This is a genomic window from Roseateles sp. DB2 (assembly GCF_051857535.1).
Taxonomy (GTDB): domain Bacteria; phylum Pseudomonadota; class Gammaproteobacteria; order Burkholderiales; family Burkholderiaceae_C; genus Roseateles_B.
The window spans coordinates 86,722-98,986 of record NZ_JBPZGY010000009.1 but is presented as its reverse complement, the minus strand read 5'-3'; the positions used below and the strand labels follow the sequence as shown (position 1 = coordinate 98,986).

Sequence of the window (12,265 nt, the reverse complement as noted above, 5' to 3'; positions counted from 1 at the left end):
GCTCTTCCTGACATCGCCCGGCTTCGCCGCCGGCTCCCGCCATGAACCTCTCCGCCCTCACCGCCCTGTCTCCCCTGGACGGCCGCTATGCCTCGCGCATGGGCAGCCTGCGCCCGCTGCTGTCCGAGTTCGGCCTGATGCACCGCCGCGTGCAGGTCGAGGTCGAGTGGTTCATCGCCTTGTCGGATGCCGGCTTCGATGAGTTCAAGCCCCTGTCCACCGCCGCCCGCGAGCTGCTGCGCGCCCTGGTGACGAACTTCGGCGAGGCCGATGCCCAGGCCATCAAGGACATCGAGAAGACCACCAACCACGACGTCAAGGCCGTGGAGTACTGGATCAAGTCCCGCTTCGAGGGCCATGCCGAGCTGAAGGCCGCCGGCGAGTTCGTGCACTTCGCCTGCACCAGCGAGGACATCAACAACACCAGCCACGGCCTGATGCTCAAGGCCGCCCGCCAGGACGTGATCCTGCCGACGCTGGACCGCATCATCGAGAAGCTCAGCAGCATGGCCCACACCCTGGCCGCCGTGCCCATGCTCTCGCGCACCCACGGCCAGACCGCCAGCCCCACCACCGTGGGCAAGGAGATCGCCAACGTCGTGTCCCGCCTGCGCAATGCCCGTGCCCGCATCGCCGACGTCAAGCTGCTGGCCAAGATGAACGGCGCCGTGGGCAACTACAACGCCCACCTCAGCGCCTGGCCCGCCTTCGACTGGGAAGCCTTCAGCCAGCGCGTGATCGAGCAGCAGCTGGGCCTGACCTTCAACCCCTACACCATCCAGATCGAGCCGCACGACTACATGGCCGAGCTGTTTGATGCCGTGACCCGCGCCAACACCATCCTGATCGACTGGTCGCGCGATGTCTGGGGCTACGTGAGCCTGGGCTACTTCAAGCAGCGCACCAAGGCCGGCGAGATCGGGTCCTCGACCATGCCGCACAAGGTCAACCCCATCGACTTCGAGAATGCCGAGGGCAATTTCGGCCTGGCCAATGCCATGCTGACCCACCTCAGCCAGAAGCTGCCCATCAGCCGCTGGCAGCGTGACCTGACCGATTCGACCGTGCTGCGCAATATGGGCGTGGGCCTGGGCTACGCGCTGCTGGGCTACGACTCCCTGCTCAAGGGTCTGGACAAGCTGGAGGTCAACGAGGCCGCCCTGGCCGCTGACCTGGACGCCGCCTGGGAAGTGCTGGCCGAGCCCATCCAGACCGTGATGCGCCGCTACGCCCTGCCCAACCCCTACGAGCGCCTGAAGGAGCTGACCCGCGGCAAGGCCATCACCCGCGAGTCCATCCAGGACTTCATCCGCGGCCTGGAGCTGCCCGAGGCCGAGAAGGCCCGCCTGCTGGAACTGACGCCGGGCGGCTACACCGGCACGGCCGAGTCCCTGGCCCGCCGCATCTGAACGGACCCGGGGCCGCCCTGAAGACCACTTCATGAGCCGCCCCGCCGACGGCGCCACCCGCTTCGCCACCCTGCGCCGCATCCCGGGCGCCGTCTGGGTGCTGGGCTTTGTCAGCCTGCTGATGGACATCTCCTCGGAGATGATCCACAGCCTGCTGCCCCTGTTCATGATGGGCAGCCTGGGGATGAGCGCCACCGCCGTGGGCCTGATCGAGGGCGCGGCCGAGGCCACGGCCCTCATCGTCAAGATCTTCTCCGGCATGCTCAGCGACCACTGGGGCCGTCGCAAGCCTCTGGCCCTGCTGGGCTACGGCCTGGGCGCCCTCAGCAAGCCGCTCTTCGCGCTGGCACCGGGCGCGGGCCTGCTGGTCACTGCACGGCTCAGCGACCGCATCGGCAAGGGCCTGCGCGGCGCCCCGCGCGACGCCCTGGTGGCCGACATCGCGCCGCCTGAATTGCGCGGCGCGGCCTTTGGGCTGCGCCAGTCGCTGGACACCGTCGGCGCCTTCCTCGGCCCCCTGCTGGCGGCAGCGCTGATGCTGCTGTGGGCGGGTGACTTCCGGGCCGTGTTCTGGGTCGCCTGCGTACCGGCCGTGGCCTGCGTGCTGCTGCTGGCCGTGGGCGTGCGGGAGCCGGCGCTGCCGCCGGCCGCGCATCGCCCCAATCCCCTGAGCCGCGCGCAGCTGGCCCAGCTCGGGCCGGCCTTCTGGTGGGTGGCGGGCCTGGGCGCGCTCTTCACCCTGGCGCGCTTCAGCGAGGCCTTCCTGGTCCTGCGCGCCCAGCAGCAGGGCATTCCCCTGGCCCTGGTGCCGCTGGTGATGGTGGCGATGAACCTGGTCTACGCCGCCTGTGCCTACCCCTTCGGCAAGCTGGCCGACCGCCTGCCTGCCACGCGTCTGCTGGCCTGGAGTCTTCTTGTGCTGCTGGCCTCCCAGGCCTTGCTGGGCGTGGCCCAGGGCTGGGCCTGGGTGCTGGCCGGTGTGGCCCTGTGGGGCGTGCACATGGGCATGAGCCAGGGCCTGCTGGCGGCCCTGGTGGCCGAGGTCGCGCCGGCCACGTTGCGCGGCACGGCCTATGGCTTCTTCAACCTCTTCTGCGGCCTGGCCATGCTGGTGTCGGGCGGCATGGCCGGCTGGCTATGGGATGGGCAGGGACCGGGCAGCACCTTCGCGATGGGCGGGCTGTGCAGCCTGCTGGCGCTGGCGGCGCTGAGGCTGCGGCCGCGGGCTTGAGCCGTCCTCGCGCCAGGTACGGACCTGGGCGCGGGTCGCGCACGGCCACCCTGCCCGGTCCTGTCCGGCGCGGAAAATGGTCGCCGCTGGACAAGTAGGACGAGGACATGGGGACAAGTCGACAGAGCCGCCGGGCACGCAGGAAGCCGGGCGCATGGATCTGAACAGGATGGCGGCCAGCGCCGAGGCCGGGACGGCCGCGCCGAACCGCCGCATGAATGCGGTGCTGGACCACATTGACCGCCACCTCGAGGCGCCCCTGGACCTGGCCGTGCTGGCGGAAGTCGCGCACTACTCGCCCTTCCATTTCCATCGGCTCTTCGCCGCCTGGCTGGGGGAGTCGGCCGCCGCCTACGTGACGCGCCGGCGCCTGGAGGTGGGTGCCCTGTCGCTGGCCTCGTACCCGGCCCTGAACGTCACCGAGGTCGCGCAGCAGGTCGGCTTCGGATCGCCGGAAGCCTTCGCGCGGGCCTTCAAGCGCCACTTCGGCCTGACGCCCTCGGCCTGGCAGCGCGACACCCCGCAGCGCTGGGAAGCCCTGCGCGATGCGCGCCGCCTGCAGGACCGCAAGCTGGATCAGGCGCCGGCTTCGGACCCTGGGCAGCATGCGAGCTCTTTCAACGAGGAGCTTGTGATGATGAAGGTGACGGTCACTACCGTGCCGGCGACCCGGGTCGCCTACTTCCGCCGCCTGGGGGCCTATGGCCCGCAGATCGGCCAGTTCTGGGCCGAGACCGTGCGGCCCTGGATCCAGGCGCAGGGCCTGGAGTCGGCCCGCTGCTATGGCGTGGGCTGGGACGATCCCCAGCTGACCCCGCCGGGCAAATGCCGCTACGACGCCTGCGTCGAGCTGCCCGCGGGCTTTGCGGCGCCCGGTGCGGTGAGTGTCCAGGAGTTGCCGGGCGGGCGTTACGCGATGGCCGCCTTCCAGGGAACGGGTGCAGAGCTGGCGCAGGCCTGGCAATGGCTGCTGACGGACTGGTTCCCGCGCAGCGGCCACCAGCTGGACATGCGGCCCTTCTTCGAGCGCCTGTCAGCCGCGGCGCGCCCCGATCCGCAGACCGGCGCATTTGCCTGCGAGCTGTGCATCCCCATTCAGCGGTCCTGAGGACGCCTGCCCCGGGCCTCAGCGCACCACGCCTTCCGCGAACCACTGTCCCCAGACGGCCGCCTGCAGGCGCTCGTCCGTGCGGCCGGGCAGGCGTGCCAGGGCGGCCTGCAGCGGGGCCTCGTCAGTGCCGGCGCGGAAGAGCACGTGGTCGATGGGCCCGGCCTGCATCGCATACCAGGCGCCCAGCGTACCCTCGTCGACCAGGGCCTGCAGCGCGGCTTCGAGCTGCAGGCGTTCCTCGGGACGCAGCGCCGCGGCGCCGGACAGCATCACGATGCGGTTCTCGACGATCTTCTTCAGGTTCAGGCCCGTGGTGTTCAGAGCCTTCTTCACCTCGCAGGGCTGCGCATTGAGCGTCATGTGGCCCAGGGCCACGTACTCGTCCTCGGTGAAGTAGGTGTGCAGGGCGTCCAGATCGGGGGCGCGCACCACCACGATGCCGCGCTTGTGCTGGGAGGGGTCGCGCATGGGGCCGGCGGCGAAGAGCTTGCCCGCCGCGAAGAGGCGGCCGAAGTTCTCGATGTGACCCTTCTGCATGGCCATCACCCGCTCCTTGTCCGGCGGGGTAGGCACGCCGCGTTCCAGAAAGACGAACCAGTCGCGGCCCGGCACGGGCGTGGGCGCGGGGGCCTCGTCCGCATGGACACGGGGCAGGGCCATCGAGGCGGCGAGGCCGGCGGCCCCTTGCAGCACAGAGCGTCTTTGCATGGCGAACTCCTGAGAGCGGGATGCCCGAAGCATAGCGGCGGCCTCAGCGCCCGGGAGGCGTCTGCTGCGGCCAGCGGATCAGCAGGCGCGCGCCGCCGAGCTCGGGGGCACGCTGCATCAGAGCCTCGCCGCCGTGGCTCTCGGCCACATGGCGCACGATGGCCAGGCCCAGGCCGAAGCCGCGTGAGCGGCGGTGGCGCTCCAGGCGCTTGAAGGGCGTGAAAACCAGCTCGCGCAGGGCCTCGGGCACGCCCTCGCCGTCGTCGTCGATGGCCAGCCAGATCTGCTCCTGGTCCAGCCAGGCCTGCAGGCAGATGCGGGAACGGGCATGGCGGGCCGCGTTACGCAGGCCATTGCGCAGGGCATAGGGCAGGATCTGGGCGTCGAAAGGCAGGGCGGTGTCGGGCAGCTTGAGGGTCAGGCTGAGGTTCTTGCCGTCCAGCAGGGGGCGCAGGCTGTCGGACTCGGCGTTGAGCAGCTCCGTGAGATCTCCCGGCTCGGGCTTGGCGCTCAGGGCGCCGGTGTCCAGCCGGGCCAGCATGAGGCTGGCGTCGATCAGGCCCTCCAGTTCTTCGATGTCGCGCTCGCAGGCCTGGACCTGGGCCTCGCGCCGGGCGGCGTCGTCCTCGTCAATGAGAGCGTCGATGGCGAAGCGCAGGCGCGCCAGCGGTGTGCGCAGCTCGTGCGAGACCGCGCCGGTCAGCTCGCGCTGGCTGGCCAGGGCGCTGGCCAGGCGCTGCAGGGTGGAGCGGATGGCATGGGCCAGGGGCGCGAAAAGCCGGCTGCGCGGGCGCGGCAAGGGCGTGTCGAAATGGCCGGCGCTGATCTGGTCGGCGGCGGCCTGCAGCTCGCGCAGGTCTCGCCAGGCCGGGCGCAGGAGCCACCAGGCCAGGCCCATCACCGCCACGGCCAGCGCCAGCGCGGAGAAGAGCTGCAGCCACAGCTCGCGCGGCAGCTGCCAGGATTGGCCCGGCTCCCAGTCGGCATTGAGCGGACCCAGCTGCAGCACGGCGTCGCCCTTGGGGTCCAGCCGGGCATAGACGCGCCGGTTGAGGCCGGCCACCACCAGCTCGCCGCGCAGCAGCTGCTCCTGGCGCGCACCGCTGAGGTCCTGCATGCGGACCAGGCTCACCGGGTAGGCGAAGGTCTGGTCCAGCTGGCGGATGCGGGCTTCACGGGCCTTGGGGTCCAGGGGGCGCAGCTCGTTGACCAGCACGTCCACCGTGCCGCGCATGAAGCGCTTGACGTAGTCCGCCGTGAACTGGTCGACGGCCACCGCCACCAGGCCCTGGGCCAGCAGCATCAGCGTGAGCACCGCCAGGCCCAGGCCCAGGGCGATGCGCGCCAGGGGCGAGGGCTTGAAACGGGGCAGGCGCAGCCAGCGCGGCATGGCGTCAGGGGACAAAAAGATAGCCCTGGCCGCGAACGGTCTTGATGCGCTCCGGCGCATGCGCATCATCGCCCAGCTTGCGGCGCAGGCGCGAGACGCGGGCGTCGATGGCGCGGTCCAGGCCGTCGAACTCCAGGCCGCGCAGGCCCTGCATGATGTCTTCGCGCGAGACCACCTGCCCGGCGCGCCGGGCCAGGAAGAGCAGCAGCTCGTACTCGGCCGTGGTCAGCTCCACGGCCTCGCCGTTGACGCGCAGCTCGCGTGCGGCGGGGCGGATCTGGACGGGGCCGAAGTCCATCTCATCGCCTGCTTCGGCGGGGGAAGCTTCCAGCGGCGGCGCCGACACATCCCGGCGCAGCAGGGCCTTCAGCCGGGCCAGCAGCACGCGCGGGGCGACGGGCTTGGTGATGTAGTCGTCGGCCCCGCCTTCCAGGCCGAGGACCTGGTCGATGTCGTCGTCGCGGGCGGTCAGCATGACGATGCGGCCCTTGAAGTCACGGCGCACGTCGCGCAGCACGTCGAAGCCGTCCTTGCCGGGGAGATGGCCGTCCAGCAGCACGACATCGAAGGGCTCGGCGCGCAAGCGGGCTTCGCCCTCGGCGCCGTCGCTGCAGCATTCAACGGCATAGCCGGCCTTGCGCAGGGCCTCGGCCACCAGCGCGGCCAGGCGGTCGTCGTCTTCAACGAGGAGGATGCGGGCGGGGTCCATGGGGGCGGTGCTCATTGCTGGCGCAGTGTATGCAAGCGGGCGTCCGGAGCCAAAAGATACCGGGATTCGCAAGAGGACCTCAGCCGCCCTCCCCCGCATTCAGCCCGTACTTGCGGATCTTGTCCGCCAGCGTGGTCTTGGGCGTGCGCAGGGCCTGGGCGCTGCGGGCGATGTTGCCGCCGTGGCGCTGCAGGGCCTCGCGGATGAGGCTCTTCTCGAAATCCTCCACCGTCTCGGCCAGCGAGAGGGCCTGGGGCGCGGGGGCGGGGGCGCTGCTGTCTCCGGGCACATCGCCCAGCACGTCGCTGCGCACGCCCAGCACCAGGCAGTCGGCCACGTTGCGCAGCTCGCGCACATTGCCGGGCCAGTGGTGGGCGGTGAGGGTGCGCAGCTGCAGGGCGCTGACCGTAGGCACGGCCAGGCCGTAGCGGCTGGCGGCCAGCAGCAGGAAGTGCTCCAGCAGCAGGGGGATGTCCTCGCGCCGCTCGCGCAAGGGCGGCAGGTCGATGGTCACCACATTGAGGCGGTAGTAGAGGTCGCTGCGGAAAGCGCCCTGGCGGGACTTCTCCAGCAGGTCGTCCTTGGTGGCGGCCACCACGCGGCAGTCCACGGGCAGGGGCTGGTTGGAACCCAGGCGCTCGATCTGGCGCTCCTGCAGCACGCGCAGCAGCTTGATCTGCGCGGCCATGGGCATGCTCTCGACCTCGTCCAGGAACAGCGTGCCGCCGCTGGCGTGCTCGATCTTGCCGATGCGGCGCTTCTGCGCGCCGGTGAAGGCGCCGGGCTCGTGGCCGAAGAGTTCGCTGTCCAGCAGGGTCTCGGGCAGGCCGCCGCAGTTGAGGGCGACGAAGGGGCCGCTGCGCCTCGCCGAGAGCTCGTGCAGGGCCTGGGCCACCAGCTCCTTGCCGGTGCCGGTCTCGCCGCGGATCAGTACGTCCACCCGCGACTCCGCCACGCGGGCCACCAACTGGCGCACGGCCTCGATCTGCGGTGAGCGCCCCACCAGCTGGCCGGCCACGCCGTCGCGCCGGGCCAGGGCCTCGCGCAGCTGGGCGACCTCCAGCGTCAGGCGGCGCTTGTCCAGCGCGCGGCGCACCACCTCGACCAGGTGCTCGGGCGAAAAGGGCTTGGGGATGAAGTCATAGGCGCCGGCCCGCATGGCCTCCACGGCCAGGCTCACGTCGCCATGGCCGGTGATCATGATGACGGGCAGGGCCGCGTCCATCTCCTGGCACTGGCGCACCAGGCTCAGGCCGTCGGCGCCGGGCAGGCGCATGTCGGTGACGACCACGCCGGCAAAGCCCTTGTGCAGCAGAGGCCGGGCCTCCTCGACCGAGGCCACGGCGCGCGCCGCCAGCCCCGCCAGCTGCAGGGCCTGGACGCAGCCCAGCTGCATGTGCAGATCGTCCTCGACCAGCAGGACGGACAGCTCGGTGGGGGGCGGCAGGCTCATGACGGCATTGTCAGGCCTGGGCGGGGCTGTCGGGCGCGTCGGCGGCGGGCAGGTGCAGGATGAATTCCGCGCCGCCTTGCGGGTGGTTGCGGGCCTCCAGCTCGCCGCCGCCTTCGCGGGCGATGTCGCGCGAGATGGCCAGGCCCAGCCCCAGGCCCACGCCCTGCTCCTTGGTGGTGAAGAAGGGCTCGAAAAGGCGCTGCAGCGCTTCCTCGCCCAGGCCGGGGCCGCTGTCGTGCACCAGCAGCAAGACCTGACCCCCGGCCTGCGTCGCCTGCACCCGGATCAGGCCCTCCTCCTGACCCTGCACGGCGTCCAGGGCATTGCCGATGAGGTTCAGCAGCACCTGCTCCAGGCGATTGGGGTCGAAGAAGGCGAAGACCTGGCCGGGCGCCAGCTGGCGCTCCAGGCTGACCTGCTGCTGGCGGATGCGCTGGTCATGCAGGAAGAGGGCGTTGCCCAGGGCCTGGCCCACGTCGCAGCGCTGCGGGCGGGCCTGGCTCTTGCGGGCGAAGCCCTTGAGCGGCTGGATGATCTGGCCCATCTGGTCCGCCAGCCGGGTGAGGATCTCCAGATTGCCCTGCACCGAGCGAAGGTCCTCACGCCGCATGAACTCCAGCGCGTTGCCAGCCAAGGTGCGTATGGCCCCCAGGGGCTGCGCCAGCTCATGGGTGATGCCGGTGGCCAACTGGCCCAGGGCGGCCATCTTGCCGGCGTGCACCAGCTCGTCTTGCGCGCGGCGCAGCGTGGCCTCGGCCTGCTGACGCTCGTTGACCTCCTGGGCCAGCTGGGCATTGGCCTCGGACAGGGCCTGTGTGCGGCGCGCCACCTGCTCTTCCAGGGCCGCATGGGCCTCCAGCTTCTGGCGCAGGATGCGGCGGCGCTGCTGCAGGATCATCGCGCTGAGCAGCACCACCCCCAGGACCAGGCTGGCCAGCAGGCCATGGGTGCTGGCTTGCTGGCGCACGGGGCGCAGGTCGCTGAACATCATCAGCCGCCAGTCCATGCCGTTGAGCGTGCGGCCCATCACCAGCATGGCGCGGCTGGCCAGGCGTGGCGTGGAGGCGGCAGCGCCCAGGCCGTTGGGCAGCACGCCCTCGACCACCTGGCTGTCCTCGTCCACCCGCAGGTCCACCTGCAGGGGGAAGCGTGGCAGGGGCTGGGCGGCGTAGAGGCGCGAGAGCTGCAGGTCCACGCGCTGGTCCACGCTCAGCTCGGCCAGGCTGGTGTAGCGCCAGGCGGGCTCGGAGGAGAGGATGACGACCTGGTTGGAATCCGCCAGCAGGGCCGGCGAGCCCAGGGTGGCCCAGGCCTCGTTGATGGGGTCCAGCTTGATCTTGATGGCCGCCACGCCTACCACGCGGGCGCCGTCGTGGATGGGATGCGAGACGTAGTAGCCCGGTCGCCCGTCCCGCGTGCCGATGGCGAAGTGCCGGCCCACCCGGCCGGCCAGCGCCTCCAGGAAATAGGGGCGGAAGGACAGGTCCTCGCCCAGCAGCCCGGGCTCGCTGGACGCCAGCACCAGGCCCTGCTGGTTCTGCACGAAGAGCTCCAGGCTGCCCAGGTGGGCATTGAGCCGGCGCAGGTAGAGGCTGGCGGCCTCGGCGCGGGCGGCGGACTGCGGCTCGCGCAGCAGGGCCAGCACCTCGGGGCTCAGCTGCAGGGTGGCAGGGATGGACTCCTGCCGCTTGATCACGCCCTCCGCCGCGGCGGCGAAGAGCTCCAGCTGGTGGTTGGACTCGCGCCGCAGCACTTCCGTGCCTTGGCGCAGGCTGGCGGTGTAGGCCAGCCAGCCCGCGCCGCCGACCAGCAGCGCCGCGGCCAGCGAGCCGAGCAGAATACGCAGACCTCTTTTCAAGCGAACACCAGCATGCTCAGTACTCTGGCTTGGACGGGGCGGAGCCACCGAAGGTGGCCAGCCCCTCAGGCACGGCGTGCGCGGATCCGGCTCTGCCGGGCCGTCGCATGCGCCCCCCTGGGGGGCTGAGGCCGGACACCAAGGGCATGCCCTTGGTGCCTGCCGAAGGGGCGGGCCTCTGGCCCGGCGTGGTCGGCACGACCGCGAAGCGAGTAGGGGGGGTCAATGATTCAGAATTTTCGAGAGGAAGTCCCTTGCACGCGGCGAGCGCTCCTCGGGCTTGCCGAAGAAGTCCTCCTTGCGGCAGTCCTCGACGATCCTGCCGGCGTCCATGAAGATCACGCGGTGGCTGACCTTCTTGGCGAAGCCCATCTCGTGCGTGACGCACATCATGGTCATGCCCTCGTTGGCCAGCTGCACCATCACGTCCAGCACCTCGCCGACCATCTCGGGGTCCAGGGCCGAGGTGGGCTCGTCGAAGAGCATCACGATGGGGTCCATGGACAAGGCCCGGGCGATGGCCACGCGCTGCTGCTGGCCGCCGGAGAGCTGGCCGGGGAACTTGTCCTTGTGGGCGGAAAGGCCCACGCGGTCCAGCATCTTCAGGCCGCGCGTCTTGGCGTCGTCGGCATTGCGGCCCAGCACCTTGATCTGCGCCAGCGTCAGGTTCTCGGTGACCGAGAGGTGCGGGAACAGCTCGAAGTGCTGGAACACCATGCCCACGCGCGAGCGCAGCTTGGGCAGGTCGGTCTTGGGGTTGGCCAGGGAGATGCCGTCCACCACGATGTCGCCCTTCTGGAAGGGCTCCAGGGCGTTGACGGTCTTGATCAGGGTGGACTTGCCCGAGCCCGAGGGGCCGCAGACCACCACGACCTCGCCCTTGCGGATGCTGGTCGTGCAGTCGGTCAGCACCTGGAAGCTGCCGTACCACTTGGAAACGTTCTGGATCTCGATCATGGGGCCACCTCAGCGGATGATTTGGATGCGACGCTGCAGCCGGCGCACAAGCATGGACAGGCTGAAGCAGATCACGAAATAGAGGCCCGCGGCCAGCAGATAGGTCTCCACCGGGCGGTTGAAATTGCGGCCGGCCACCTCGAAGCCCTTGAGCAGGTCGTAGGCGCCGATGGCGTAGACCAGCGAGGTGTCCTGGAAGAGGATGATGGTCTGCGTGAGCAGCACCGGCAGCATGTTGCGGAAGGCCTGGGGCAGGACCACGAGGCTCATGGCCTGGCGGTAGTTCATGCCCAGGGCGAAGGCGGCGTGGGTCTGGCCCTTGGGCACGCTCTGCACGCCGGCACGCATGATCTCGGCGTAGTAGGCCGCCTCGAAGAGCGTGAAGGTGATGAAGGCCGAGAGCTCCGCGCTGATGGGGCCGGTGAGCAGGGGTACCAGCAGGAAGAACCACAGGATCACCATCACCAGCGGGATGGAGCGCAGCAGGTTCACGTAGGCCGCGGCGGGCTTGCTCAGCAGCGGGTTGCTGGACAGCCGCATCAGCGCCAGCACCGTGCCCAGCAGGATGCCGCCCACCATGGCCACCAGGGTCAGCTGGATGGAGAAGAGGAAGCCCTTGGCGATGAAGGCGCGCAGGAACTCGCCGGTCAGGAAGGAGAAGTCGAGATTCATTTGTGGCCCGCTCCGGCAAGACCTGGCACCCGGACCCAGCGCTCGATCAGCGCGGAGACCAGGTAGACCGCAAAGGCGGACAGGAAGTACAGCAGGGTCACCATGGCATAGACCTCGGTGGGGCGGGAGGTTTCCTCACCGACCTGCCGCGCGAACTGCGTCAGCTCCAACACCGACAGCGCGAAGGCCACGGAGCTGTTCTTGACGATGCTCATGGCCTCGCTGGTCAGCGGCGGCACGATGATGCGGAAGGCCACCGGCAGCAGGATGTGGCGGTAGGTCTGGGGCAGGGTCAGGCCCAGGGCCAGGCCGGCCGCCTTCTGGCCGCGCGGCAGGCTCTGGATGCCGGCCCGCACCTGCTCGGAGATGCGCGCCGAGGTGAAGAAGCCCAGGCCGATGGCCGCGATCAGGAAGCTGGGCATGGTCTTCATCACCGGCACGAGTTCCGGCATCACGAAGAACCACAGGAAGAGCTGCACGATCAGCGGGATGTTGCGGAACAGCTCCGTCCAGGCCTCGCCCAGGAAGGCGAGCTTGCGGTTCGGGCCGGTGCGCAACACCCCCATCAGCGAGCCCAGCATCAGGGCGATCAGGAGGCCGATGGCCGAGACAGCCAGGGTCCAGCCCCAGGCCGAGAGCAGCCAGTCCAGATAGGTCTGGGTGCCGGGCTCGCCGAAGCAGCCCTGGACGACCGTCCCTTCGACGGTGTCCTTGCACCAGAGTTCCTGCCATTCGAATGTCATGGGGATCCTTTCTGCGGGGTCAGG

General features: G+C 70.2%; 11 protein-coding genes. 3 read left to right on the top strand and 8 right to left on the bottom strand.

All coding sequences use genetic code 11. The features are described from left to right. Positions 1–41: 41 nt before the first annotated feature. The 3 genes from purB to ACS5PK_RS14875 all read left to right on the top strand — a co-directional run bounded on the left by purB (position 42) and on the right by ACS5PK_RS14875 (position 3,748). The gene (gene purB, locus ACS5PK_RS14885) at positions 42–1,409 is read left to right on the top strand and encodes an adenylosuccinate lyase (protein WP_439441042.1); all 1,368 of its coding nucleotides are present in this window, start codon (positions 42–44) and stop codon (positions 1,407–1,409) included. Positions 1,410–1,440: 31 nt separating this feature from the next. Next, positions 1,441–2,640 (top strand): MFS transporter, encoded by a 1,200-nt coding sequence (locus ACS5PK_RS14880; RefSeq protein ID WP_439441041.1) that lies wholly within the window; start codon positions 1,441–1,443, stop codon positions 2,638–2,640. Positions 2,641–2,794: 154 nt separating this feature from the next. Continuing rightward, positions 2,795–3,748, top strand: coding sequence for an AraC family transcriptional regulator (locus ACS5PK_RS14875; RefSeq protein WP_439441040.1), 954 nt, complete (start codon positions 2,795–2,797; stop codon positions 3,746–3,748). Between the two features lie 18 nt (positions 3,749–3,766). Here the strand turns inward: ACS5PK_RS14875 and ACS5PK_RS14870 are convergent, their stop codons facing one another. The 8 genes from ACS5PK_RS14870 to ACS5PK_RS14835 all read right to left on the bottom strand — a co-directional run bounded on the left by ACS5PK_RS14870 (position 3,767) and on the right by ACS5PK_RS14835 (position 12,241). Then, positions 3,767–4,459 carry a YciI family protein gene (locus tag ACS5PK_RS14870; RefSeq protein WP_439441039.1) on the bottom strand — a complete coding sequence of 231 codons (693 nt, stop codon included), beginning with the start codon at positions 4,457–4,459 and terminating at the stop codon, positions 3,767–3,769. A 43-nt stretch (positions 4,460–4,502) separates the two neighbouring features. Further along, a complete protein-coding gene (locus tag ACS5PK_RS14865) occupies positions 4,503–5,864 on the bottom strand; it encodes an ATP-binding protein (RefSeq protein ID WP_439441038.1) in 1,362 nt (453 codons plus the stop codon). After that, the gene (locus tag ACS5PK_RS14860) at positions 5,854–6,573 is read right to left on the bottom strand and encodes a winged helix-turn-helix domain-containing protein (protein WP_439441037.1); all 720 of its coding nucleotides are present in this window, start codon (positions 6,571–6,573) and stop codon (positions 5,854–5,856) included. The genes ACS5PK_RS14865 and ACS5PK_RS14860 overlap by 11 nt, the downstream gene beginning before the upstream one ends. Before the next feature lie 64 nt (positions 6,574–6,637). Next, positions 6,638–8,011 carry a sigma-54-dependent transcriptional regulator gene (locus ACS5PK_RS14855; RefSeq protein ID WP_439441036.1) on the bottom strand — a complete coding sequence of 458 codons (1,374 nt, stop codon included), beginning with the start codon at positions 8,009–8,011 and terminating at the stop codon, positions 6,638–6,640. A gap of 10 nt (positions 8,012–8,021) precedes the next feature. Then, positions 8,022–9,869, bottom strand: coding sequence for a sensor histidine kinase (locus ACS5PK_RS14850; protein WP_439441035.1), 1,848 nt, complete (start codon positions 9,867–9,869; stop codon positions 8,022–8,024). 222 nt (positions 9,870–10,091) lie between these two features. Then, positions 10,092–10,826 carry an amino acid ABC transporter ATP-binding protein gene (locus ACS5PK_RS14845; RefSeq protein WP_439441034.1) on the bottom strand — a complete coding sequence of 245 codons (735 nt, stop codon included), beginning with the start codon at positions 10,824–10,826 and terminating at the stop codon, positions 10,092–10,094. Between the two features lie 9 nt (positions 10,827–10,835). Further along, complete coding sequence (locus ACS5PK_RS14840) at positions 10,836–11,498, bottom strand: amino acid ABC transporter permease (RefSeq protein ID WP_439441033.1); 663 nt, start codon at positions 11,496–11,498, stop codon at positions 10,836–10,838. Then, positions 11,495–12,241, bottom strand: a complete 747-nt coding sequence (locus tag ACS5PK_RS14835; protein ID WP_439441032.1) for an amino acid ABC transporter permease — start codon at positions 12,239–12,241, stop codon at positions 11,495–11,497. Before ACS5PK_RS14835 ends, ACS5PK_RS14840 begins: the two co-directional genes overlap by 4 nt. Between the last annotated feature and the right edge of the window lie 24 nt (positions 12,242–12,265).